This is a genomic window from Mycobacterium sp. NGS48 (genome assembly GCF_059812585.1).
This window is the reverse complement of sequence record NZ_JCALCY010000014.1, coordinates 56433-80858: the sequence shown is the minus strand read 5'-3', so window position 1 is coordinate 80858 and position 24426 is coordinate 56433. Positions and strand designations below refer to the sequence as shown.

26 protein-coding genes and 1 pseudogene are annotated in these 24426 nt (G+C 66.3%); 14 read left to right on the top strand and 13 right to left on the bottom strand.

Going from position 1 to position 24426, the window contains the following annotated elements:
- The first annotated feature begins 58 nt into the window (after positions 1–58).
- From sigE to tatB, 4 genes are all read left to right on the top strand, one after another.
- A complete protein-coding gene (sigE, locus tag AC5Y42_RS19680) occupies positions 59–820 on the top strand; it encodes an RNA polymerase sigma factor SigE (RefSeq protein ID WP_499900246.1) in 762 nt (253 codons plus the stop codon).
- 112 nt (positions 821–932) lie between these two features.
- Entirely contained in the window at positions 933–1325 is a 393-nt protein-coding gene (gene rseA, locus AC5Y42_RS19675) for an anti-sigma E factor RseA (RefSeq protein WP_499900245.1), read from the top strand.
- A gap of 89 nt (positions 1326–1414) precedes the next feature.
- Complete coding sequence (gene htrA, locus AC5Y42_RS19670) at positions 1415–2917, top strand: serine protease HtrA (protein ID WP_499900244.1); 1503 nt, start codon at positions 1415–1417, stop codon at positions 2915–2917.
- Positions 2918–3313 carry a Sec-independent protein translocase protein TatB gene (gene tatB, locus AC5Y42_RS19665; RefSeq protein ID WP_499900243.1) on the top strand — a complete coding sequence of 132 codons (396 nt, stop codon included), beginning with the start codon at positions 2918–2920 and terminating at the stop codon, positions 3311–3313.
- Positions 3314–3372: 59 nt separating this feature from the next.
- On the opposite strand, the gene AC5Y42_RS19660 is transcribed toward tatB, so the two are convergent.
- From AC5Y42_RS19660 to AC5Y42_RS19645, 4 genes are all read right to left on the bottom strand, one after another.
- On the bottom strand, positions 3373–4521 hold the full coding sequence (locus AC5Y42_RS19660; RefSeq protein WP_499900242.1) for an Mrp/NBP35 family ATP-binding protein: 1149 nt from the start codon (positions 4519–4521) through the stop codon (positions 3373–3375).
- 70 nt (positions 4522–4591) lie between these two features.
- Positions 4592–5938 carry a lytic transglycosylase domain-containing protein gene (locus tag AC5Y42_RS19655; protein ID WP_499900241.1) on the bottom strand — a complete coding sequence of 449 codons (1347 nt, stop codon included), beginning with the start codon at positions 5936–5938 and terminating at the stop codon, positions 4592–4594.
- Positions 5939–6071: 133 nt separating this feature from the next.
- Positions 6072–6617: a DUF1003 domain-containing protein gene (locus tag AC5Y42_RS19650; RefSeq protein WP_499900240.1), complete on the bottom strand. Its 546-nt coding sequence runs from the start codon at positions 6615–6617 to the stop codon at positions 6072–6074.
- Entirely contained in the window at positions 6614–7909 is a 1296-nt protein-coding gene (locus tag AC5Y42_RS19645) for a magnesium transporter MgtE N-terminal domain-containing protein (RefSeq protein WP_499900239.1), read from the bottom strand. Before AC5Y42_RS19645 ends, AC5Y42_RS19650 begins: the two co-directional genes overlap by 4 nt.
- A 24-nt stretch (positions 7910–7933) precedes the next feature.
- Here AC5Y42_RS19645 and AC5Y42_RS19640 point away from each other — a divergent pair, with 24 nt between their 5' ends.
- Positions 7934–8905 (top strand): HpcH/HpaI aldolase/citrate lyase family protein, encoded by a 972-nt coding sequence (locus AC5Y42_RS19640; RefSeq protein WP_499900238.1) that lies wholly within the window; start codon positions 7934–7936, stop codon positions 8903–8905.
- A gap of 12 nt (positions 8906–8917) precedes the next feature.
- On the opposite strand, the gene AC5Y42_RS19635 is transcribed toward AC5Y42_RS19640, so the two are convergent.
- Positions 8918–9406, bottom strand: a complete 489-nt coding sequence (locus tag AC5Y42_RS19635) for a DUF4190 domain-containing protein (protein WP_499900237.1) — start codon at positions 9404–9406, stop codon at positions 8918–8920.
- A gap of 5 nt (positions 9407–9411) precedes the next feature.
- Positions 9412–9810, bottom strand: a complete 399-nt coding sequence (locus tag AC5Y42_RS19630) for a DUF4190 domain-containing protein (protein WP_499900236.1) — start codon at positions 9808–9810, stop codon at positions 9412–9414.
- Between the two features lie 75 nt (positions 9811–9885).
- Between AC5Y42_RS19630 and AC5Y42_RS19625 the strand changes: the two genes are divergently transcribed.
- The 6 genes from AC5Y42_RS19625 to AC5Y42_RS19600 all read left to right on the top strand — a co-directional run bounded on the left by AC5Y42_RS19625 (position 9886) and on the right by AC5Y42_RS19600 (position 15492).
- Complete coding sequence (locus AC5Y42_RS19625; RefSeq protein WP_499900235.1) at positions 9886–10410, top strand: YflT domain-containing protein; 525 nt, start codon at positions 9886–9888, stop codon at positions 10408–10410.
- Between the two features lie 153 nt (positions 10411–10563).
- On the top strand, positions 10564–11976 hold the full coding sequence (locus AC5Y42_RS19620; protein WP_499900234.1) for an extracellular solute-binding protein: 1413 nt from the start codon (positions 10564–10566) through the stop codon (positions 11974–11976).
- Entirely contained in the window at positions 11973–12872 is a 900-nt protein-coding gene (locus AC5Y42_RS19615; RefSeq protein WP_499900233.1) for a carbohydrate ABC transporter permease, read from the top strand. The genes AC5Y42_RS19620 and AC5Y42_RS19615 overlap by 4 nt, the downstream gene beginning before the upstream one ends.
- A 4-nt stretch (positions 12873–12876) precedes the next feature.
- On the top strand, positions 12877–13701 hold the full coding sequence (locus tag AC5Y42_RS19610) for a carbohydrate ABC transporter permease (RefSeq protein WP_499900268.1): 825 nt from the start codon (positions 12877–12879) through the stop codon (positions 13699–13701).
- Between the two features lie 4 nt (positions 13702–13705).
- Positions 13706–14887 (top strand): ABC transporter ATP-binding protein, encoded by a 1182-nt coding sequence (locus tag AC5Y42_RS19605; protein WP_499900232.1) that lies wholly within the window; start codon positions 13706–13708, stop codon positions 14885–14887.
- Positions 14884–15492 (top strand): suppressor of fused domain protein, encoded by a 609-nt coding sequence (locus AC5Y42_RS19600; RefSeq protein ID WP_499900231.1) that lies wholly within the window; start codon positions 14884–14886, stop codon positions 15490–15492. The genes AC5Y42_RS19605 and AC5Y42_RS19600 overlap by 4 nt, the downstream gene beginning before the upstream one ends.
- 106 nt (positions 15493–15598) lie before the next feature.
- Here the strand turns inward: AC5Y42_RS19600 and corA are convergent, their stop codons facing one another.
- Positions 15599–16690 (bottom strand): magnesium/cobalt transporter CorA, encoded by a 1092-nt coding sequence (corA, locus tag AC5Y42_RS19595; protein WP_499900230.1) that lies wholly within the window; start codon positions 16688–16690, stop codon positions 15599–15601.
- A 154-nt stretch (positions 16691–16844) separates the two neighbouring features.
- Here corA and AC5Y42_RS19590 point away from each other — a divergent pair, with 154 nt between their 5' ends.
- The 3 genes from AC5Y42_RS19590 to AC5Y42_RS19580 are packed head-to-tail and all read left to right on the top strand — an operon-like array spanning position 16845 to position 19899.
- Complete coding sequence (locus tag AC5Y42_RS19590) at positions 16845–17834, top strand: malate dehydrogenase (protein ID WP_499900229.1); 990 nt, start codon at positions 16845–16847, stop codon at positions 17832–17834.
- Between the two features lie 20 nt (positions 17835–17854).
- A complete protein-coding gene (locus AC5Y42_RS19585) occupies positions 17855–19036 on the top strand; it encodes an NAD(P)-dependent malic enzyme (protein ID WP_499900228.1) in 1182 nt (393 codons plus the stop codon).
- 47 nt (positions 19037–19083) lie between these two features.
- Positions 19084–19899: a glycine betaine ABC transporter substrate-binding protein gene (locus tag AC5Y42_RS19580; protein WP_499900267.1), complete on the top strand. Its 816-nt coding sequence runs from the start codon at positions 19084–19086 to the stop codon at positions 19897–19899.
- A 94-nt stretch (positions 19900–19993) separates the two neighbouring features.
- On the opposite strand, the gene AC5Y42_RS19575 is transcribed toward AC5Y42_RS19580, so the two are convergent.
- From AC5Y42_RS19575 to AC5Y42_RS19550, 6 genes and pseudogenes are all read right to left on the bottom strand, one after another.
- Positions 19994–20824 carry an SDR family NAD(P)-dependent oxidoreductase gene (locus AC5Y42_RS19575; RefSeq protein ID WP_499900227.1) on the bottom strand — a complete coding sequence of 277 codons (831 nt, stop codon included), beginning with the start codon at positions 20822–20824 and terminating at the stop codon, positions 19994–19996.
- Between the two features lie 106 nt (positions 20825–20930).
- On the bottom strand, positions 20931–22016 hold the full coding sequence (locus AC5Y42_RS19570; RefSeq protein ID WP_499900266.1) for a zinc-binding alcohol dehydrogenase family protein: 1086 nt from the start codon (positions 22014–22016) through the stop codon (positions 20931–20933).
- Positions 22017–22349: 333 nt separating this feature from the next.
- Positions 22350–22619: pseudogene (locus tag AC5Y42_RS19565) on the bottom strand (TMEM175 family protein); the annotation flags it as partial.
- Positions 22620–22633: 14 nt separating this feature from the next.
- Positions 22634–22897 carry a hypothetical protein gene (locus AC5Y42_RS19560; protein WP_499900226.1) on the bottom strand — a complete coding sequence of 88 codons (264 nt, stop codon included), beginning with the start codon at positions 22895–22897 and terminating at the stop codon, positions 22634–22636.
- Positions 22894–23325 carry a VOC family protein gene (locus AC5Y42_RS19555; protein WP_499900225.1) on the bottom strand — a complete coding sequence of 144 codons (432 nt, stop codon included), beginning with the start codon at positions 23323–23325 and terminating at the stop codon, positions 22894–22896. Before AC5Y42_RS19555 ends, AC5Y42_RS19560 begins: the two co-directional genes overlap by 4 nt.
- 10 nt (positions 23326–23335) lie before the next feature.
- Positions 23336–24205 (bottom strand): DUF427 domain-containing protein, encoded by an 870-nt coding sequence (locus AC5Y42_RS19550; protein WP_499900224.1) that lies wholly within the window; start codon positions 24203–24205, stop codon positions 23336–23338.
- Positions 24206–24426: the final 221 nt, after the last annotated feature.

Genomic DNA, 24426 nt, shown 5'->3' with positions numbered 1-24426 from the left:
CAGTGAATGCACAGTGCCGTCACATATCGGCCACACGCCGATAAGCGACGGTAGCTATATGGAACGCGGAGAGCGCTGGGCCGGGAATACAGCCGGGTGTCTGCGTGTTGCCCGCGGTGACGCACTGCCCACCTTTGACGGCAAGATCAATCCGGAGGATCTGAACATCACCACATTGACGAGCCCGGCGAGCATGTCGCACCCCGAGCGGTACCGCGACGCCGATTGGGTCGAGCCGGCTGACGAGCCGTACGGAACTGCGGTCTTCGACGCAACCGGAGACAAGGCGGCGATGCCGTCCTGGGACGAGCTGGTGCGTCAGCACGCGGATCGGGTGTACCGGCTGGCCTACCGCCTCTCGGGCAACCAGCACGACGCCGAGGACCTGACTCAGGAGACCTTCATCCGGGTGTTCCGATCGGTGCAGAACTATCAGCCGGGGACCTTTGAGGGCTGGCTGCACCGCATCACCACCAACTTGTTTCTGGACATGGTGCGCCGGCGCAGCCGCGTTCGGATGGAGGCATTGCCCGAGGATTACGACCGGGTGCCCGCCGACGAGCCCAACCCCGAGCAGATCTACCACGATGCACGGCTGGGGGCTGACCTGCAGGCGGCGCTGGATTCGTTGCCGCCGGAATTCCGGGCCGCGGTGGTGTTGTGCGACATCGAGGGTCTGTCCTATGAGGAGATCGGCGCGACGCTGGGCGTCAAGCTCGGCACCGTGCGCAGCCGGATTCACCGCGGACGGCAGGCGCTGCGCGACTACCTGGCGGCGCATCCTGAGCACACCGAGCGATCCGACGGCGCGAGCGCCTAACTGGCGACACTCGGGCTTCTCGGCTGTTCAGTGCTGTCGCGTCGCGGCCAGCGCGCTACATTCAAGATAGTGCCGCCATGCATACACAACGCAGTGTCGAGAGGAGCTGGTGATGCCCGACCGGGGACATGTGTTCCGCCGTGCGTTCTCCTGGCTCCCCTCCCAGTTCGCCTCGCAGAGCGACGCGCCGGTTGGCGCGCCGCGCCAGTTCGGCTCTACCGAGCACCTGTCCACCGAGGCCATCGCTGCATTCGTCGACGGTGAGCTGCGAATGAACGCCCACCTGCGCGCCGCCCATCACATTTCGCTGTGCCCGCAGTGCGCCACCGAAGTCGAGGATCAGGGCCGAGCACGTGCCGCGCTGCGCGACTCCAGCCCGATCAGCATCCCCAGCACCCTGCTCGGGATGCTGTCGCAGATTCCGCACTCGCCGCCCGACGACGCCGCGGCCTTCTCGGACCAATTGGCCGACGACACCATGCCTGACCGGCGTAAGCGCCGGTAGCCTGGTGGATACTAGGCTGGTTAAGCCGGTGTCTGACGCCGCGCTCGTTGTCATAGCGCGTATTTCCCAACTGCTCGGAAGAGGATGACGTGACCTCCGACCAGGACAAGTACGGCGGCCACCGCCTGGCGCCGCGGCCCGTTTCGCGGCCGTCGGTCGATCCCGCTTCGCAGCAGACCTTCGGCCGTCCCGAGGGCGTGCGGGGATCGTTCATCTCCCAGCTGGTCCGTCCGCAGAAGTACCGCGACCAGCGCGATTTCATGCCGCACGACGAGCCGGCCGACCCGGTGATGGCCGAAGCCTTCGGCCGCCCGTTCCCGGGCGCCGACTCGCTGCAGCGTCATCCCACCGACGCCGGCGCGCTGGACGGCGAAAAGGACAAAGACCAGTCCGAGGACGGCGACGACCCCTGGCGCGACCCGGGAGCGGCCGCCGCGCTCGGCGGCCCAGCGCTGGCGCCGTCCGCCCCGCGCGGCGGCGGCCGGTTTCAGGGCAAGCTCGGCGCCCGCGACGTGCTGTTCGGCGGCAAAGTCTCCTACCGCGCATTGGCGCTGCTCGCCGCCATCGCGCTGGCGATCGGAGTCCTCGGCGGTTGGGTGGGCAACAAGACCGCCGAGGTTGCCGAGGCGTTCACCACGTCGAAGGTCACGCTGTCCACCGGCGACAACGGCGAAGCGCCGGCCGGCCGGTTCGCCAAGGTCGCCGCTGCGGTGGCGGACTCCGTGGTGACTGTCGAGTCGGTCAGCGACCAGGAGGGCATGCAGGGCTCCGGGGTGGTGATCGACGGTCGCGGTTACATCGTCACCAACAACCACGTGATCTCCGAGGCGGCCAACAACCCCAGCCAATTCAAGACCAGCGTTGTCTTCAACGACGGCAAGGAAGTGCCCGCCAACCTGGTCGGCCGCGATCCCAAAACCGATCTGGCTGTCCTGAAGGTGGACAACGTCGACAACTTGACCGTGGCCCGGCTCGGCGACTCGGACAAGGTGCGTGTCGGCGACGAGGTGCTGGCGGCCGGCGCGCCGCTGGGACTGCGGAGCACCGTGACTCACGGCATCATCAGCGCCCTGCACCGCCCGATCCCGTTGTCGGGTGACGGTTCGGACACCGACACCGTGATCGATGCGGTGCAGACCGACGCGTCGATCAACCACGGCAACTCCGGTGGCCCGCTGATCGGGATGGATTCGCAGGTCATCGGCATCAACACCGCGGGGAAGTCGTTGTCGGACAGCGCCAGCGGGCTGGGCTTCGCGATCCCTGTCAACGAGGCGAAACAGGTAGCCGAGACGCTGATCAAGGACGGCAAGATCGTGCACCCGACGCTGGGGTTGAGCACCCGGTCGGTGAGCAACGCGATCGCCTCCGGCGCGCAGGTCGCCAACGTGAAGGCGGGCAGCCCCGCGCAGCAGGGCGGCATCCTGGAGAACGACGTCGTCGTCAAGGTCGGCAACCGTTCCGTCGCCGACGCCGACGAGATGGTGGTCGCCGTGCGGCAGTTGACGATTGGGCAGGATGCGCCGATCGAGGTGGTGCGCGACGGGCGGCATGTCACGCTGACGGTGAAACCCGGTCCGGACAACGGCTAAGTGTTCGCCAATGTCGGCTGGGGGGAAATGCTCGTCCTCGTCGTGGTCGGGCTGGTGGTGCTCGGCCCCGAGCGGCTTCCGGGTGCCATCAGGTGGAGCGCCAACGCGTTGCGCCAGGCCCGCGACTACCTCAGCGGAATGACGACACAGCTGCGCGAGGACATCGGCCCCGAGTTCGAAGATCTGCGGGAGCCGCTGCGCGAACTGCAGAAGCTGCGCGGGATGACGCCGCGGGCGGCGCTGACCAAGCACCTACTCGACGGCGACGATTCGCTGTTCACCGGAAAATTCGACCGGGTGGAGGAAGGTGTGCCCGAGCCGGCCGCCCACCCGCCGGCTCCCGAGCCGCAGCCGCCCGCCGACGGGCCCGCTCCGTTCGATGCCGACGCGACGTGAGAATGCTTCCAGGGTCGTGGTTTTCGAGAAATTACAGCCCTACGTGCAATCTCGCGGACTTACCGCCGCGTGGAGTCTAAGCCCAGCGACATTCCGGCCAGTCCGCGGCGCCGCGACGATAAGGCGTCGGCGACGCTGCGCAGTTCCTTGCCACCGGCCGAGTCGGGTGCGCTGAGGACGATCGGCACGCCCGAGTCGCCGGCGGCGACTAGCGAGGGATCCAGCGGGATTTGCCCCAGCAGCGGCACATCGGCGCCGACGGCACGCGAGAGTCGCTCAGCCACTTGCTGGCCACCGCCCTCGCCGAACACCTGCAGCTGCGAACCATCGGGAAGCATCAGCCACGACATGTTCTCCACCACGCCGACGATCCGCTGACGGGTCTGCAGCGCGATGCTGCCCGCGCGCTCGGCCACTTCGGCGGCGGCGTGCTGGGGCGTGGTCACCACCAGGATCTCCGCGCTCGGAATCAGCTGGGCCACCGAGATGGCGATGTCACCGGTTCCCGGCGGCAGATCAAGCAACAGCACGTCGAGGTCGCCCCAGTACACGTCAGCCAAGAACTGCTGCAACGCGCGGTGCAGCATGGGTCCGCGCCACACGACCGGGGTGTTGCCCTGCGTAAATTGGGCGATCGAGATGACCTTCACCTCATGGGCGATAGGCGGCAGGATCATCGACTCGACCTGAGTGGGCCGGTCGGTGGTGCCCATCATCCGCGGGATGGAATGGCCGTGGATGTCGGCGTCGAGCAGCCCCACCGACAGCCCGCGCGCCGCCATCGCGGCGGCCAGGTTGACTGTCACGGTCGACTTGCCGACGCCGCCTTTGCCGGAGGCGACGGCGTAGACCCGAGTCAGCGACCCCGGCTGGGCGAACGGGATGACCGGCTCGCGGGTGTCGCCGCGCAGTTGCTTGCGCAGTTCGGTGCGCTGCTCGTCGCTCATCACGTCCAAGCTGACCTTCACCGCGCCGGTTCCCGGGACATCGGAGACGGCTTTGCTGACTTCCTCGGTGATCTGGGTCTTCTTCGGGCAGGCAGCCGTGGTCAGGTAGATCTCGACGTGTACCCCGCCATCCGGGGTGATCTCGACACCTTTGACCATCCCGAGTTCGGTGATGGGCCGTCGCAGTTCAGGGTCGATCACCTTGCCTAACGCGGCGCGGATAGCCGCGATCAGCTCGGCGTCATCATGGGTTCCGGACATTACGGCCGAGTGTAGTGCCGCGACGACGCGGATCGAGACGGTGTGAGACGGGGGTCACTCCGCCCCGTGGTCAGCCGGTTGGCCCAGGCAGTGGCCCCGGTCCGGACGGCGGGTTTGCCGGTGCGGCGGCCGGTGGTGGCACGGCTGGTGCGCCGGCCGCAGCAGGCGCTGCGGGTGCGGGCGCGGCCGGCGGCCCCGGCGGGGCAGCGGGCGCCGGAGGTACGGCAGCGGGGGCCGGCGGCTCAGCTGGCGGCGGCGCAAGCCCCGGCGGCATCGACGGCTGTTGTGCCGGCGCCGCCTCTTGTGACCCGATGCAGATCACTGTGCACGTAGAGGGGCGAGGTGCGGGCGATTGCCACGGCCACATCGGTTGTTGGTTCGGCGCGGCGGACTGACTGAGATCGATCAGCGGCGTCCGTGACAGCGGGTCGGTGGAGGGCAGGCCGTGCATGTTGAGCGGCAAGCCGGGGCCAAGGCCTTCCGGATGCTCGAGATGCTCGAGACGCGGGTCGGCGATCGGCGGCGCCGGCCCGGTCAGCGGCGGCAGGTCGACCGGCACGACGCCGGTGGCGTACGCCGCGGCCCAGCCCAGCACGTTGCGGGCATACGGCATCGAGTTGTTGTACCGCAGGATCGCCGACATCACCTGCGCCGAATCCCGCAAGTTCAGTCCGCCGCTGCACAGGTAGCGGGCGGCTGCCAGCGTCGAGTCGTACAGGTTTTGTGGATCCGCCACGCCGTCGCGGTCGCCGTCCGAGGCATACCGCGCCCACGTGCCGGGCAGGAACTGCATCGGCCCCATGGCGCGGGCGTAGGTGACCCGACCGCCGGCGTTGCCCTGCACGATGACCTCGTTACCGGGAAGGGTGCCATCCAGCGTGGGTCCGTAGATCGGCCGTACCGCGGTGCCGCGGGCGTCGGTGGCGCCGCCGTTGGCGTGCATCGACTCGATGCGCCCGATCCCGGCCAGCAGATTCCAGCTGATGCCGCACGCTGGGTAGGAGCTCGCCATCATCTGCTCGGCATTGCGGTATGCCGATAGCGCCATTGTCGGGATGCGCAGCGCGCCCGGCGCATTCACGACCACGGTTGGCGGTGGAGCCGTCACGGTGGCCGCCGCGATGTGGAAGGCGTCCGGCGGACGGGCGACAGCGATGACCGATGGGCCGGAAAGGTCACGCGGCGCGGGTGCCACGGCCGCGACCGGGGTGATGCCGGCGTCGCGAACTGTGTGTGTGGCTGCGGGGAACGGCGGCGCACCACCAACCGCCCCGGCGAGCACCAGCGGGATGATCACCGCAAGGCCGAAGGCCGGAGTGCCGGCTACACGGGTAGCGGACCGCTGCACCGCCTCACGCAGGTGGGCGGCACGCCGGGCTATGGCCGGGCGTGCATCCCAGCGTCCCCCTATGCGCACTCGACCGTCCTTGAGTATTCGAGTCGTTTCCGGGTGCTCCCGACGCCATGTCGGCCCCGTGAACTAAGTCACCATACATAACAGTTGTGACGCCAGTGGCAACATTGGCGGAGTATGTGATCCCGTATTCGGGCTAGCTCGATTTCGTGGCGTGACCGTCGCTGCCGTCGCCGGCGCGCACCGCGGCGGTGCCCGGGCTTTCCGGTTGCCGCTCCTCCAACAGGGCCCGCAGACTTTCCAGCTCGTGACGCAGGTAATCGCGCGTTTTCGCCACTTCGCCGATGGACAGCCGCAGTGCGGCCAGCTCGCGGGCCAGATACTCGGTATCCGCCTTGGTCTGCTCGGCGCGTCGGCGATCCTCTTCGAAGGTCACCCGATCCCGGTTCTCCTGGCGGTTCTGGGCCAGCAGAATCAGCGGCGCCGCGTAGGCGGCCTGGGTGGAGAAAGCCAAGTTCAGCAGGATGAACGGGTACGGGTCCCAGCGCAGCCGGACCGCAAACACATTGAGCATGATCCAGGCGACCACCACGAGGGTCTGGATGAGGAGGTAGCGGCCGGTGCCGAAGAAGCGCGCGACCGATTCGGTGACCTGCCCGACGGTTTCGGGGTCCACCCGTGGCGCGAATATCCGTGAGGTCCGCGGCGTGTACAGCCGTTGCCGTGCCGATGATTTGCTCACGGCGGTCCTCCGGCCGCATTCAGCGCGGGTTCCTCGGTACTTTCGCGCCAGTCGTGCGGCAGCAAGTGGTCAAGCACGTCATCGACCGTCACCGCACCCAGCAGGTGGTTCTGTTCATCGACGACCGGCCCGCAGACCAGGTTGTAGGCGGCGAAGTAGCGGGTCAGCGCGGCCAGCGAGGTTTCCGGCGCCAACCACGGCAGGTCGGTGTCGATGATCCCGCCGGTCAACGCGGCCGGCGGCTCACGCAGCAGCCGCTGCAGCGGCACACAACCCAGATACTGGCCGGTCGGCGTGGCAGTGGGCGGGCGCACTACGAACACCAGCGACGACAACGCCGGCGTGACGTCGGGATCGCGGACCCGGGCCAGCGCCTCAGCGACCGACGTGTCGGGTCCCAGCACCACCGGATTCGACGTCATCAAGCCCCCGGCGGTGTTGGGTGAATGCTTCAGCAGCCGTCGCACCGGATCGGACTCCCCGGGGTCCATCCGGCCCAGCAACAGCTCGGCATCGGTCGGATTCATCGCGCCGAGCAGGTCGGCGGCATCGTCGGGATCCATCTCCTCGAGCACGCTGGCGGCGCGCTCGGTGCCCAGGTGCCTGAGCACATCGGCCTGATCGTCTTCGGGCAGCTCCTGCAGGATGTCGGCGAGCCGGCCGTCGTCGAGCGCCGTGACCACCTCGTAGCGCCGCTTCGGCGGCAGTTCACGCAGAGCGTCGGCCACTTCGATCGGCCGCCATTCCTCGAACTGGTGCAGCAACTGCGCCACACCTTGGCCGGGCATCGCCAGCGCTGACGGCGTCAGGCCCACCACGTTGTGCCAGTCGACGACGTAGACGTTCGCCCGGCGGCCCAGCCGGCGCTGATTGCGGACGGCGAGCCGGGTCACCATCCAGTCGCGGGTTCGGGTTTGCTCGATGCCGAGGTCGGTGATCACCACCTCGGTGTCGGCCAGCTGCGGCAACTCCGGGTCGTTGACCCGCACTTTGGTGTCGAGAATCTGACCCAGTGCCAGCACCTCGCCGGGACGCTGCTCGAACCGGTGCAACGACAGGCTGGTGGTATTGAGCGTCACCGCATTGGGCTCAATCGCCGACACTCGACCGATCGGCACGAAAATCCTTCGGCGGGAAGGCAAATCGACGACAAGGCCAAGCACACGTGGCTGCTGGCGCACGATGCTGATGCTGACCACGACGTCGCGCACGCGGCCGAGCGACTCGCCCATCGGGCCGAGTACCAGCATTCGCGCCAGCCGCGCCGCGTACACCCGGTTGATCGACGTCATGGTTCAAACTGTAGGAGTGGAACGGTGAATAACGCCTATCGGCCCCGCCGGACCTGCCTGTCGGTTCCGGGCAGCAGCCAGAAGATGATCGATAAGGCCAAAGGACTGCCGGCCGACGAGGTGTTTCTCGATTTGGAGGACGCTGTTGCGCCGGAAGCGAAGGCGCCGGCCCGTTCCCGGGTAGCCGCCGCGCTCGTCGAGCCGGGCTGGGCCGGACAACTACGCGGCGTCCGGGTCAACGGCTGGACCACGCCGTGGACCCATGCCGACATCATCGAAGTGGTGTCGGCCGTCGGTGCTGCATCCGATGCGAAACTCGATGTCGTTGTGCTGCCCAAGGTCTCCGATGCTTCGCATGTCCAGGCGCTCGACCTGTTGTTGACCCAGTTGGAGACGCTTCATGACCTTCCGGTCGGCGGCATCGGTATCGACGCGCAGATCGAAGACGCCCGGGGTCTGTGCAACGTCGGCGCGATCGCGGCCGTGCCGCGGGTGCAGGCGCTGGTGCTCGGTCCCGCTGATCTGATGGCCAGCCTCAACATGCGCACGCTGGTCGTCGGCGAACAGCCGGAGGGCTACGACGTCGGCGACGCCTACCACCATGCGTTGATGACGATCTTGGTGGCAGCGCGCGCACACGGCATCGCCGCCGTCGACGGGCCTTACCTCAAGGTCCGCGATATCGAGGCGTTCCGGCGGGTGGCGGGCCGCTCGGCGGCCCTGGGCTACGACGGCAAATGGGTACTGCATCCCGACCAGATCGCCGCCGGCAACGAGATCTTCTGCCCCCGCCAAGACGAGTTCGACCACGCCGAGCTGATCCTGGAAGCCTACGAATGGCACACCTCCAGCGCGGGCGGTGCCCGCGGCGCGGTCATGCTCGGCGAGGAGATGATCGACGAAGCCAGCCGAAAGATGGCGCTGGTGATCGCGGCCAAGGGACGCGCAGCCGGCATGCGGCGTCAATCGGAGTCTTTCGTGCCGCCAGGCGGCTGAAGCCCGTCCGGCTCAGGCCGATGCGGCGACCAGGCCGAAGAACACGATCAGGCCGATCACCGACAGCAGCAGCGCGACAGCTCCGACAGCGATGCCCGCCACGGCCAGGCCGTATCCGGGTTGCTGGGTCTGCTTGATCTGACCGAGCGCGACGATGCCCAGCACGATCCCGGCGATCCAGCTCCCGATCCCGATGTAGCAGACGAGCAGCAGCGGAAATCCCACAATCGAGGCAACCAGCGATGCGATCGCCAACGGGTTGGTACCCGTCGGCGCGACTGCGCGGTAGGGATCGTACGGGCCGGGATACCAAGGCGGCGGAGGTCCGGCGTAGCCGCCCGGGCCACCCGGCGGCGGGTAGCCATCCGGCGCCGGGGGATAGCCCTGCGGGTATCCGGGGTAGTTGAACGGGGCCTGCGGTCCGTCCGGCGACGACGGGTTCGCCCACTGGGGAGGCTGCTCTCCGCCTGGGTCGCGGAACGGCTGATCGGGGCCAGACATGGTCGCTAGTAAAGCCGAACGGCGACCACGACGAGGTAGATCACCACGACAGCGGCCCCGATGACGATGCCGGAGACTGCCAGGCCATAACCTCCCTCGCGCCGCTGCTTGATCTGGCTGAGTGCCATGGATCCCAACACGATGCCGATGATGCCGCCGATGAAACAGAACAACCCCAGGCAGGACGCCACCAATGAGCTGATCGCGAGGGTGTTGGTCCCGGGCCGCTGGCCGTAACCGCCCGCGTGATCGGGCGGTGGTGTCGCGCCGCACTGCGGCGGCGTCGGCGGATAGGGCGGCGGGTAGCCAGACGGCGGCGGGCCGGGCGGCGTTTGTCCAGGCTGTGAAGGTTGGTCTGGTCCGCCTTGCGGCTTCTCGCCGGAGTCGCCGCCGGGAACTGTCATGCTGTTGAACCTAAACGATGCGGGCGGTTGGCGGCCGCACCGCCCGTCAACGCGTCGGCAGAGGAGAATGGCAGCATGACCAGCCCGTACCAGCCGGGACAGGTGCCCGGTGCCACACCCGCCGGCCCGGCCGCGGGCCGCCGCGGCGCGCCCGGATTGCCGACCCCGCCGAAAGGCTGGCCGGTCGGTTCCTATCCCACCTACGCCGAGGCGCAGCGAGCGGTGGACTACCTGTCCGAGCGAGATTTCCCGGTGCAGCAAGTGACGATCGTCGGCGTCGACCTCATGCAGGTCGAGCGGGTCACCGGCCGGCTGACGTGGCCCAAGGTCATCGGCGGTGGCGTGTTGACGGGCGCCTGGCTGGGCCTGTTCATCGGTTTGATACTCGGCTTCTTCGGTAATCCCTGGGCCGCGCTGGGCACCGCTCTTGTTGCCGGGGTGTTCTTCGGCTTGATCACTTCCGCGGTCCCTTATGCGATGGCGCGCGGCACCCGGGATTTCAGCTCGACGATGCAATTGGTCGCCGGTCGCTACGACGTGCTGTGCGATCCGCAGAATGCCGAGAAGGCCCGCGATCTGCTCGCACACCTGGCGATCTGAATAGCAGCGCCGACGAGCGCGATGCGTCCGCCGACGTGTTGCATCTCACGCGCACCTCGCTCTACCGTTCTGGCGCGGGACATCGGTGGCGACCCGCTGCGCCCGGCGCAGCCGGGCTGGCGATCGCTAGGGGTAGGACGAGAGGCAGGTGTGGTGGCGAAGCGTCGCTGGCGCCCACGCAGGCTGGCTGCGGCTGCGCTGACGGCGTTGACCACCGCGTCGGTGTTGTCGTCGTGCGGATCGGCTGACAGCGGTGTGGTGATCAGCCTCTACACCCCGGCCAACGAAGGCGCGACGTTCACCGAGATCGCTCAGCGCTGCACCGGCCAATTTGGCGGGCGATTCGCCATTCGGCAGTTCAGCCTGCCCCGCTCAGCCGACGACCAGCGATTGCAACTGGCTCGTCGGCTCACCGGTAACGACCGCACGTTGGACGTGATGGCCCTTGACGTGGTGTGGACCGCGGAGTTCGCCGACGCGGGATGGGCCCTGCCGTTGTCCGACGATCCGGCCGGACGGGCGGAGACCGACGCCACGTCCGACACGCTGCCGGGTCCGCTGGCCACGGCCCGCCGCCAGCACACCCTGTACGCCGCACCGATGACGACGAATACCCAATTGCTCTGGTATCGGGCGGATTTGATGGACAAGCCGCCGACCACTTGGGACGCCATGGTGGCTGAGGCGACCCGGTTGCACGCCGCCGATGAACCCAGTTGGATTGCTGTTCAGGCCAAGCAGTATGAGGGCCTGGTGGCATGGTTCAACACGCTGCTGGTCAGCGCCGGGGGACAGGTGCTGTCCGATGACGGCAAGACCGTCACGTTGACCGACACGCCCGCCCACCGGGCGGCGACCGTCAAGGCGTTGCAGATTCTGAAGTCGGTGGCCACCGCGCCGGGCACCGACCCGTCGATCACCCAGACCGACGAGGGCACCGCACGGTTGGCGTTCGAAGAAGGCAAGGCCGCGTTGGAGGTCAACTGGCCGTTCGTGCTGCCGTCCTTGCTGGAGAACGCGGTCAAAGGCGGCGTGCGGTTTTTACCGCTGAACCAGCGACCGGAGTTGAGGGGGAGCATCGACAGGCTGGGCGGCTTCGCGCCGACCGATCAGCAGTTCCGCGCCGCTTACCAAGCCGCCAAGTCGGTGTTCGGGTTCGCTCCCTATCCGGATGTGCAGCCCGGCCGGCCGGCCAAGGTGACGATCGGCGGGCTGAACCTGGCAGTGGCCAAGACGACACGGCACCGGGCGGAAGCTTTCGAGGCGGTGCGCTGCTTGCGCAGCCTGCCCAACCAGAAGTACGTCTCGATCGAAGGCGGGTTGCCGGCGGTGCGCACGTCGCTGTACTCCGATCCGCAGTTTCAGGCAAAGTTTCCGATGTATGACGTCATTCGCCGGCAGCTCACCAACGCCGCGGTCCGGCCGGTGACGCCGGTCTATCAGGCGGTGTCCACCCGGATCTCGGCGACGCTGGCTCCGATCACCAGGATCGACCCCGAGCACACCGCCGACCAGCTCACCACGCAGGTGCAAAAAGCCGTCGACGGCAAGGGGCTGATCCCGTGACCGCGACCGCTGCCGCTCCCACCGAGAACCGCACGGCGGAGCGGCGGTTGGCGTTCTTCCTCGTCGCCCCCGCGGTGATCCTGATGCTGGCGGTGACGGCGTACCCGATCGGCTACGCGGTGTGGCTGAGCCTGCAGCGCTATAACTTCACGACACCCAGCCAGACCGCATTCGTCGGGCTGGCGAATTACCAGACCATCCTTTCCGACCGGCTGTGGTGGACGGCGTTGGCCGTGACGTCGGCGATCACAGTGATCTCGGTGGCGGTCGAGTTCGTGTTGGGCTTGTCGCTGGCGCTGGTGATGCACCGAAGTCTGGTCGGTAAAGGTCTGGTGCGCACCGCAGTGCTGATTCCCTACGGCATTGTCACGGTGGCTGCCTCCTACAGCTGGTACTACGCCTGGACGCCGGGCACCGGTTACCTGGCCAACCTGCTGCCGCAGGGCAGCGCCCCACTGACTCAACAGATCCCGTCGCTGGGCATCGTGATCCTCGCCGAGGTCTGGAAGACGACGCCGTTCATGGCGCTGTTGCTGCTGGCCGGGCTGGCGTTGGTGCCCGATGACCTGTTGAAGGCCGCCCAAGTCGACGGTGCCGGCGCGTGGCGACGGCTGGTCAAGATCATCCTGCCGTTGATCAAACCGGCGATCCTGGTCGCGTTGCTGTTCCGCACCCTGGACGCGTTTCGGATCTTCGACAACATCTATGTGCTCACCAGTGGCTCCAACGACACCGGTTCGGTGTCGATCCTGGGCTACGACAACTTGTTCAAAGGCTTCAATGTCGGCCTGGGGTCAGCGATTTCGGTGTTGATCTTCCTGTGCGTGGCCATCATCGCGTTGCTGTTTGTCAAGGTGTTCGGCGCCTCGGCCCCCGGCGGTGACGGCAATGGCTGAGCAGATCGGTGCCCGGCGGGCCGCCAGCTGGGTGGTGATCGACACCTTGGTGGTGCTCTACGCGCTGTTTCCGGTGCTGTGGATCTTGTCGCTGTCGCTCAAGCCGACGGCAACGGTGAAGGACGGCAAGCTGTTTCCGGAATCGGTGACCTTTGACAACTATCGAGGGATCTTCCACGGGAACTTCTTCAGCTCGGCGCTGGTCAATTCCATTGGAATCGGGGTGATCACGACGGCGATTGCGGTGGTGATCGGCGCGATGGCGGCCTACGCGGTGGCGAGGCTGGCGTTCCCGGGCAAGAATCTGCTGATCGGTGCCGCCCTGCTGATCGCGATGTTCCCGCAGATCTCGCTCGTCACACCCATTTTCAACATCGAACGTAGCCTCGGCCTGTTCGATACGTGGCCGGGGCTGATCATTCCTTACATCACGTTCGCGTTGCCGTTGGCCATCTACACACTATCGGCTTTTTTCCGGGAAATACCTTGGGATCTGGAGAAGGCCGCCAAGATGGACGGCGCCACACCGAGTCAGGCCTTCCGCAAGGTGATCGCCCCGCTCGCGGCACCGGGGATCGTCACCGCCGCGATCCTGGTGTTCATCTTCGCCTGGAATGACCTGCTACTCGCGTTGTCGTTGACGGCGACCAAGGCCGCGATCACCGCGCCGGTGGCGATCGCCAACTTCACCGGAAGTTCGCAATTCGAAGAACCGACCGGTTCGATCGCGGCCGGGGCGATCGTGATCACCGTCCCGATCATCGTCTTTGTTCTAATCTTCCAACGACGAATAGTTGCTGGCTTGACCTCCGGCGCGGTGAAGGGGTAATTCGATGGCCGAAATTGTGTTGGACAGGGTGACCAAGAGTTACCCCGACGGCGCGACGGCCGTGAAGGGACTGAGTCTTGACATCGCCGATGGCGAGTTCGTCATTCTGGTCGGGCCGTCCGGCTGCGGTAAGAGCACGACGCTGAATATGATTGCCGGACTGGAAGATATTTCATCCGGCGAGTTGCGAATCGGCGGCGAGCGAGTCAACGAGAAGGCTCCCAAGGACCGCGATATCGCGATGGTGTTCCAGTCCTACGCGCTCTACCCGCATATGACGGTGCGGCAGAACATCGCCTTCCCGCTCACGTTGGCCAAGATGAAGAAGGCGGAGATCGCCCAGAAGGTCGAGGAGACCGCGAAAATCCTTGACCTGACTGACTTTTTGGATCGCAAGCCGTCCCAATTGTCGGGCGGTCAGCGGCAGCGGGTCGCGATGGGCCGGGCCATCGTGCGTCATCCCAAGGCATTTCTGATGGACGAGCCGCTGTCGAACCTGGACGCCAAACTCCGTGTACAGATGCGCGGGGAGATCGCCAGATTGCAGCGGCGACTGGGCACCACCACCGTATATGTCACCCACGACCAGACCGAAGCGATGACACTTGGCGACCGGGTGGTGGTGATGCGCGGCGGGCTCGCACAGCAGATCGGCACCCCCGACGAGCTCTACGAGCGACCGGCCAACTTGTTCGTCGCCAGCTTCATCGGCTCCCCGGCGATGAACTTCTTCCCGGCCACACTGACGCCCACCGGACTGAACCTGCCGTTCGGTGAGGTGACGCTGACCCAACCGGTACACGATGTGCTTGCGCAGCACCCTGCGCCGGACAATGTGATCGTGGGTATCCGTCCGGAGCATCTGGCCGATGCCGCCCTGATCGACGGCTATCAGCGCATCAGGGCGCTGGTCTTCGATGCCAAGGTCGACTTGGTCGAGTCGCTCGGAGCGGACAAATACGTGTACTTCACCACCGAGGACGCCGCAGTGCACTCAGACCAGCTGGCCGACGACGACGCCGAATCCAGCAGCGACCAACACGAATTCGTGGCGCGGGTCCCGTCGGAGTCCAAGGCGGCTAAAGGGCAGCCCATCGAATTGGCGTTCGACACCTCGAAATTGGCGATCTTCGATGCCGATTCGGGCGTCAACCTCACCGTTCCGCCACCACCCGAAGTCGAGTGACACCGGAGCTGGCCACAGTGCGTGCGCATGTGCGCGCCCACTTTGCCGCAGCAGGTAACGACGTGGAACCCGACGTCGCCAGTGTGACGTTTTTGGGTGCTCAGCCCATCGAGGTGCTGCGCTTCCGTGCCGCCGCAGACGGTGTGGTGCACTATGTGTCGCTGGGCTGCTCGCGGCATCCGATGGTCGATCCGACGGCGCTGGTGACCGATCCGCTGCGTGGTCCGCGCGCCGAAGTCGTTCTGCAGCTTCGGGATCCCGGGCCGGCCACCGGGCTGGCCCGCAGCCTGGCGGTGGTAGCGGCCACTCCAGCGGTCGAGGGTGTGGTTTTGGTGCCAGACGCCCTCATCGACCTCGGCTCGCCGCTGTGGACCCGGTCCTCCGGGCGGGCACCGTTCACCGCGATGTTGTTGGGTCGCAGCGATATTGCCGAGTTACCGCTGGATCCGCCCCGCGACCCGGTGAGCTTCGTCACCGCGACGCCGATCACCGCGACCGAGGCCGCCTGGGTGCGGCTGAAGGGCGCCGACGCCATGCGGGAGGCCTGGCAGACCGACGGCGTCGACATTCTGGACCCCAACCGTCGCGCCGCCCAGCCCAGCTGAGTTCAGGCACCGTCGAAAACACCTGCTGGCTGTGCGGTTTCGTACGCGACACGCCGCGGAGTGCGTATCGATCCGCACACTCGAAGCCCGCAGCGCACACTCGCCGTTACAGCCAGCGGTTGCGGCGGAAGGTGCGGTACAAGACAACGCAAAACGTGGCCATCACCGCAAGCACCACCGGATAGCCCCAGGGTCGGTGCAGGATGGGCATCCAGTCGAAATTCATGCCGTAGATCCCGGCGATCATGGTGGGCACTGCGATGATGCCGGCCCAGGCCGACATCTTGCGCATATCGGTGTTCTGTTGCATCCCCACCCGGGCCAGTGCGGCCTGCACCAGCGAGCTGAGCATCTCGTCGTAGCCGGCGATCTGGTCAGCGGCGTGGGTCTGGTGGTCGGCGACGTCCCGCAGATAGCGCCGTACTTCTTTCGAGATCAAGTCCTTGTGTTCGGTCTGCATCCGCTGGAACGGAATCGAGAGCGGGTTGACGCATCGGCGCAACTCGACGACCTCGCGTTTGATGTGGTAGATCGGTTCGACGTCGGTCTGCTGGCCCGGCGCAAACGCCACCTCCTCGATCGTGTCGATGTCGGCCTCCATCAGGTTGGTGACCGCTAGGTAGTGGTCCACCACCCGGTCGGCGATCGCGTGCAGCACCGCGTAGGGCCCCAGCCGCATGTGGTCGGGCTCGGCATCCATTCGCTTGCGCACCTCGGAAAGCCCGCCGTGTTCGCCGTGTCGGACTGTGACCACGAAATTCTTGCCGACGAAGATCATGATCTCGCCGGTCTCGACGATCTCGCGCGCCAGCACCACCGAGTCGTGCGGAACGTAGTTGACCGTCTTGAGAACCAGGAAAAGGGTCTCGTCGTAGCGCTCCAGTTTGGGTCGCTGATGGGCGTGGACCGCGTCCTCGGCGGCCAGTGGGTGGATCCCGAAAACATCGGCCACATCTTGCATCTGGCGTTCATCGGGCTCGTGCAGTCCGATCCAGGCGAATGCGTTCTGGCCAGCCTGCTCGACCTCGTGCACCTTGGCCAGCGCCTCGGCGTGGGTGTAGGTGCCGGCCAGTCGCACCCCGTCGACATAGACACCGCAGTCGACCATCACCTGGGTAACCGGCGGCGTGCCGGAATCGGTGACTTTAGGCCGCGCGACGGGCCGCAGTGATGGTGACAACCCACGAAACGATGGCATCGGGTCACCTCCCGCCGCAGCTGACCAAGCGTCGGCAATGCTACGCGCCGCAGCGTGGCACTGCCTGTGAGTCGCTCGGGGGACCGGGGGATTGCCGGCCGGCTTCGGTGCGCTAGTTTCGACCCGACGCAACCCTGCACAAGGAGCCAACGACGTGAGCACAACTCCCCTCAAGGTCGCCGTCACCGGTGCCGCCGGTCAGATCGGTTACAGCCTGTTGTTCCGCCTCGCGAGCGGCTCGCTGCTGGGACCTGACCGCCCGATCGAGCTACACCTGCTCGAGATCGAGCCTGCCCTCAAGGCGCTCGAGGGCGTCGTGATGGAACTCGACGACTGCGCTTTCCCGCTGCTGGCCGGCGTCAAGATCGGCGCGGACCCGAACAAGATCTTCAACGGCGTGAACCTCGCGCTGCTGGTGGGGGCCCGTCCGCGCAGCAAGGGCATGGAGCGCGGCGACCTGCTGGAGGCCAACGGTGCGATCTTCACCGCCCAAGGCAAAGCCCTCAACGAAGTCGCCGCCGACGACATTCGCATCGGTGTCACCGGTAACCCGGCCAACACCAACGCGCTGATCGCGATGAGCAACGCCCCCGACATTCCGCGGGAGCGGTTCTCGGCGCTGACCCGCCTCGACCACAACCGAGCGATCTCGCAGCTGGCCCAGAAGACGGGTGCGGCGGTCACCGACATCAAGAAGATGACAATCTGGGGCAACCACTCGGCCACCCAGTACCCCGACATCTTCCACGCCGAAATCAACGGTAAGAACGCCGCCGAGGTGGTCAACGACCAGAGCTGGATTGAGAACGACTTCATCCCGACCGTCGCCAAGCGCGGCGCGGCCATCATCGACGCGCGCGGAGCATCCTCGGCGGCTTCGGCAGCCTCGGCAACCGTGGACGCCGCCCGCGACTGGCTGCTGGGCAGCCCAGCTGGTGACTGGGTGTCGATGGCGGTCCTCTCCGACGGCTCCTACGGCGTGCCGGAAGGCTTGATTTCGTCGTTCCCGGTGACGACCAAAGACGGCAACTGGAGCATCGTGAGTGGCCTGGACGTCGACGAGTTCTCCCGCGGCCGGATCGACAAGTCGACCGCTGAGCTTGCCGACGAGCGCAAGGCGGTCACCGATCTGGGGCTGATCTGAGCTGGCAGTACCCTGAGGCAGTGTCCCAAAGCAACCCTGCGAACAGCCCGCACATCGTCTTGGAAGACGAGGAGATCTTCGAGGCCCATGTAGCCGGGAAACTCGCCGTGCAGCTGCGGGCTCCGCTCGACACCCAGCGCGCACTGTCGATCGCCTACACCCCCGGGGTGGCACAGGTCAGTCGCGCGATCGCCGCCGATCACACTCTGGCCGCCCGCTACACCTGGGCGAACCGGCTGGTGGCCGTGGTCAGCGACGGCAGCGCGGTACTGGGCCTCGGCGATATCGGGCCGGCGGCAGCGCTGCCGGTGATGGAGGGTAAAAGCGCGCTGTTCAAAGCATTTGCCGGTCTGGACTCGATCCCGATCGTGCTGGACACCAAGGATCCCGACGAAATCGTCGAGACGCTGGTGCGGCTGCGGCCCACCTTTGGCGCGGTCAACCTCGAGGACATCTCCGCGCCGCGTTGCTTCGAGATCGAACGGCGCCTCATCGACGCGCTGGACTGCCCGGTGATGCACGACGACCAGCACGGCACCGCGATCGTGGTGCTGGCGGCGCTGATCGGCGCAACCAAGGTGCTCGGCCGGGACATGTCCTCATTGCGTGTGGTGATCTCCGGTGTCGGCGCGGCCGGGGTAGCTTGCGCGAAAATCCTGATGGCCGCGGGCATTTCGCACATCACCGTGCTGGACTCGCGCGGTATCCTGCATCCCGGGCGCGATGACCTGACCACCGTCAAAGCCGACTTGGCGCGGCGCACCAATCCCGAGGGTCTGACCGGTGGCATGGTGGAGGCGCTGAAGGGCGCCGACGTGTTCCTGGGGGTGTCCGCCGGTGTGGTGCCCGAGGAGTTGATCGCGTCGATGGCACCGGAGGGCATCGTGTTTGCGCTGTCGAACCCCGACCCCGAAGTCCATCCCGATGTGGCCGCCCGGCACGCCGCCATCGTCGCCACCGGCCGAAGTGATTTCCCCAACCAGATCAACAATGTGCTGGCTTTCCCCGGGGTGTTCCTCGGCGCACTGGATGCCGGCGCCCGCAAGATCACCGAGAAGATGAAGGTGGCCGCGGCCGAGGCGATCGTCTCCGTCGTCGCCGACGATCTGGCACCCGACCGGATCGTCCCGAGCCCGCTGGAGCCAAAGGTCGGCGCGACGGTTGCCGCCGCGGTGGCGGCCGCCGCAGACACCGCGGAGTGAGCGCCCGGCTTGTTTTCCGGCGGCGAGCCGCTGCGTGTTGCGCACTGATGCTCGTCGCGGCATTGGCGCTGGCCGGATGCGGCGACGCCCAACATCACCCGCGCGAGCTGGTGGTCGGCTCGCACCCCGACTCGGTGCTGCTCGCCGACATCTATGTCGGGGCGCTGCGTTCGTATGGTTTCCCGGCGCGCAACGAGCTGGCTTCCGATCCGCTGACCGGATTGGATTCCGGAGCGTTCACCGTCGTCCCGGACTTCACCGGGCAGGTGTTACAGGTCTTTCAGCCGGGCGCGAAGGTGCGATCAGACGAGCAGGTCTACCGGGCGATGATCGGCGTGCTGCCGGAGGGGATCGCCGCCGGCGACTACGCCACGGCAGCCGAGGACAAACCCGCGCTGGCGGTGACGCCGGCAACCGCCAAGGCGTGGGGCGGCACCGAGCTCAGCGCACTGCCGCGGCACTGTGCTGGTCTCGTCATCGGGGCGATCCGCGGCATCCACACGCCGGCGAAGGTGAGCCGGTGCCAATTGCCCGCAGCGCGCGAATTCCCTGACTCCGCATCGTTGTTCGCCGCACTGCGGGACGGGCGAATCACCGTGGCGTGGACCACCACCGCCGCACCCGACGTGCCCGCCGACGTGGTGGTGCTGGCCGACGGCAAGCCGGCGTTGGTGCAGGCGGAAAACGTGGTGCCGCTCTACCGGCGCAACGTGCTGACCGACCGGCAGCTGCTGGCGATCAACGAGGTGGCCGGCGTGTTGGACACCGCCGCGCTGGTCGACATGCGCCGCCAAACCGCCCACGGCGCCGACCCGCAACAAGTGGCCGACACGTGGCTGGGCGAACACCCCCTCGGCCGCTAACCTTCGGTTTGCCGCGAGCGTGCGTGTCCCCGGCCGACACGCCGCGGAAATCACGTGTTTTGCGCACGCTCGCGGCGGCTAGGACGACGGGCGGCTAACGTGTCGACGGCATCATCCGGCTCACTACCGCGGAGAACAGCCCCTGGTATCCCGAGCCGGTCGCACGCACGATCAGGTCCAGCGCCTTGGCGTCCGGGCCGACCAGCACCCGTGGCTTGTTCTTGCGAACCGCGGCCAGGATGATCCGCGCCGCTCGCTGCGGGCTGGTGAAGACAAGTCGGGTGTCGAAAAAGTGGGCCAGCTCGTTGGCGTCCACCCCCTCGGCCGCCGTGGCGTTGCGCGCGATTGCGGTCTTGATGCCGCCGGGGTGCACGGTGGTCACCTTCACCGGATGCTTGGCGAGTGCCATCTCCTGGCGCAAGGCCTCGGTGAAGCCGCGGACAGCGAACTTGGCGGAGTTGTAGGCAGCTTGGCCGGGAACCGAAAACAGCCCGAAGATGCTGGAGATATTGACGACGTGCCCGTCGCCGGAGGCGATCAGATGCGGCAGAAACGCTTTGGTGCCATTGACGACTCCCCAGAAGTCGACGTCCATCACCCGTTCGATGTCCTTGAACTGGCTGACCTCGATATCCCCGGTGAATGCGATGCCGGCGTTGTTGTAGATCTGGTTCACCGTGCCGAAATGCTCGTTGACGGCGTCGGCGTAGGTCAGGAAGGACTCGCGTTCCGCGACATTGAGGCGGTCCGCTTTGACGGGTGCGCCGATAGCCTTCAGCCGCTCCTCGGTCTGCGCCAGGCCTTCGGTGTCGATGTCGCTGATCGCCAGCTTGGCGCCCGAACGGCCCAGCTCGATGGCCAGCGCCTGGCCGATGCCCGATCCGGCGCCCGTGACCGCGGCGACCTTGCCGGCAAAACCCTCCATGGATACTCCTTGTTCGTTGATTGCCGTCGAGGCTAGTCGGTACCCCCGGTACGGCCTGTGCGGGCCTGGGTGCTGAACTTCACAGGCTGATCGGGCCAGGCGCCACTCATTCGACGACGACCACCATCTTTCCGATGGCTCCGCCGGCCTCCATGACCCGGTGCGCTTCGTGGATCTCGTGGAACGAGAACACCCGCGCCGGCGTCGCCTCGAGACGGCCGTCGACGACTTGCTGTGCGATGTCGGCCAACGGCACGTCGGACAGCGGAAAGCCGGGCGTGCCGAAGACGAAACTACCGAAGAACGACAGGTACACGCCGCTGGCCATCTGCAGGAGCGGATTGAAGTCTGCGATGGGAGCCAGGCCACCCAACCATCCCGCCAGACAGGCGGTGCCACCGCGGCGCAACATATCGAGCGAGTCAAGAATTGTGCTGTTACCGACCAGATCAAGGACCGCGTCGAGTTGTTTGGCTTCGGCGATGTGCTGAGCCAGGTCGCGCCGTTCCAATTCCACGCGTTCAGCGCCGAGTCCCATGAGCAGGCCAAAACGCTCGCGGCTGCGGGTGGTGGCGATGACCCGCGCACCGGCGGCGACAGCCATTTTGAGTGCGGCCTGACCAAAAGATGAAGTCGCACCCCGGATCATCAGGGTTTGCCCGGCGGCGAGATTGAGGTTGCGAAACAGGCATGTCCACGCGGTCGCGTAGGTTTCGGGCAGCGCGGCCAGCTGGGACCACGGCAGGTCAGACTCGATGAGCGCGACGTTTCCGGCACGCACGCGGGTGTATTCGGCATAACTGCCATTGATGGTTCGCCCTAAGCCACCCATGAGTGCAGCGACTTTGGCTCCGACCGGAAACTCCCCGCCGGGGCACGACTCGACGACGCCGACACACTCGATGCCGCTGACTTCTGCGGCCTCGGCCCATTCCCCACGACGCATGTGCATCTCGGCGTGGTTGATACCGAATCCCTTGACGTGGATGACGACTTCGCCGTCCTTCGGCAATGGTTTGGGGATATCGGCGTAGACCAAACTGTCGACTCCGCCGAACTTCGCCAGGATGATCGCCCGCATGGTGGCACCGCCCGATCGCTCGCGCACCACCGCCGGCGCCGTCGGCAGTTGGCCCGAGGCCGTTGGCAGTTGGTCCGGCGTCGGCGACCCGTGGTTGCCGGCAATCTCCATTGGTTTTCCTCTCGTCGGGGTGGCTTTCGGTACTGGAAAATCCGGTCGCAAGTATCCGGCCAGACACAGGCAAACCATTCCCATCGCTACCACTGGCCATCTGACCGCGACCACTGCCGCGGCGGCGAAAACGCCGATGGTGATAAACGATCGCATGCGCAGTAACCGGCGCATACGCGCCAGCACATCGTCACGAGCGGGTCGATCGATGGCTTCCCAGCAGAGTGCCAGGTAGGTGACATCGACGAACACGAACACAGCCGCGTAGAGGACCATTGGGGCCGCGGCCAGCCTGCTGTCCGCGATCCATTCGGTGGTGAAGGGAATCAGCGAGACGGAGAAAAGATGGGCGAAGTTCGACCACACCAACCGGGGCGTCGCCACTTCCGCGTAGCTGAGCAGGTGATGGTGGTTGACCCAGACGATCGCGATGAAAAGGTAACTGACCACGTAGCTCAAACCTCTTGGCCATAGCGGTAATAGGGCACCGAAGGTGGCGCTGTCCGGCGGCCTGAGCTTTAGAACCAGGATCGTGATGAGGACCGCGAACACGGCATCGGAGAACAGCCTGAGCCGGTCTGGGCTGATTCTTCGCTCAGTCATCGCAGTCTCCGGCTTCATCCTGGTGCGATGGCCAGACGCTGGGCTCGCTCGCCGATGCCAGACACGACGCCGTGAAGCATGGCAAGGCCATCTGCCACATCCGGGTAGGCCGGCAGCGTCAACGAGTACATGAACAGCTGACTCATCCGGTCGTGCAGCACTCGCACCTCACCGAAAAACCGCGCGAAAAGCGGTGTCAAGGCATCGAAGTCGAGCAACGTCTCGTTGACATTAAATACCAGCACTGCCTGCAAGCTCGGCATCGACGACGTGGTCACGCCGGGACGTGACCGCGTTCTTGCAGGGCCCAGGCATTGCCGTCAGGGTCCTGGAAGTCCGCAAAACTCGCATAGTCAGCGCGGCCTGGGTCGATGCCGGGGTGGAAGCCGCCGCGCCAGCCGCCGTTGGTGTCCTTATGCCGGATCTCGCTGACGGTGACTCCGCGGTCCTCTAATTCCTGTCGAGACGCCTCGATATCGGCGACCACGAGGTAAAGGCCGCGAACCGAGCCCGCTGGTGCGTCGCTCAGTCCGACGCCGAATTGGATCGACGTTCCTGAACCCGCTGGTGTCAATTGAACGACCCGGAATTCAGCTGACGGGGCGTAATCGACGTCGAGGCTGAAGCCCACCTGGTCGCGGTAGAACCGTAGCGACCGATCGGGATCCGAGACCGGCAGAATCACGACTTCCAGTTGTGCCTTCATCGCCGGACCCTCAGACCGCGCTTTTCTGCAGGATTTCGTCGGGGTCCAGCCCGCGGTCGATGCCGTGGGAGACCACGGTCTGACCGGGCTCGAGGTGCAGCTGTGTGCCGTCGAGGTAGACGTCGATCTTGTCGGGTTCAAAGGACACCAGGTTGCGCACTGCGGCTACCTCCGGCCAGGCGTTGACATAAGACCATGCGGCGCGTTTGCGGTCCCCGATGTTGTAGTAGTTGGCCAGGCCTTTGTAAGGGCAGAAGGTCTGCCCGTCAACGGGATTCAGCGCGGCTTCATCAATGTCAGCACGGGGCACGTACCAGCGAGGCGCAAAACCGGACTCGTACAAGGCGAACGGTGCCCGGCTATCGGCGATGACCCGATCACCGTCGCGCACCACCAGATGACGTGAGGTGTTGCGGACGTCGATGCGGTGGTAGAAGTCCGAGGCATGCCCGACGATGCGGTCGTCTTCTTCGTAGAAGGCATCCATCGCCCGCCAGGCGAACGCTACCCGCCCGCCGAGAATATCGGCGTAGTCCGGTAACGCCGGGTAGTGCCAGGCGGCGTGATTGGCCACGTGCTCCGTTGCGTGAACGGAGAACCAGTGCACCTCGCCGAACTCGCGGTGCTGAGTGGTCCGGTCTTCATCGACCAGCGTGTCGGGGCGGATGTCGCGGTGGGGGAAGTAGGCCACCGGATAGCGGCCCGGCTCGTGCAGCAACACCACATCCTCGCTGTCGGCGATCCATTCGTCGGCGAACCGCACACGCATCCGGCGGCGCAACGGCTCGGCATAGAGCAGTCGGTCCGGCAGCGGCTGCGGTGTGAGGAAGTGTCCTAACGAACCGGTGTTCAACGGCCCCTGTTGCCATGCCAAACCCATCGCATTTCCTTTCGTGCACGGACAGCTATTGCCGCGGAACGGTGTCCAACGCGCCAACGATGCGGCGTCGGAGATTACCGGGTCGAGCTGTTGGAAGCGACGGATCGCAGGCCGACATGTGCGCCTCCCCGGAATGGGATACTTAACCCAGTATTATGGGTTATCTGCACGACGGTTGTCCAGCAGCAGAATGATCCCGTCTGAGCGACGCGCGACGAGGG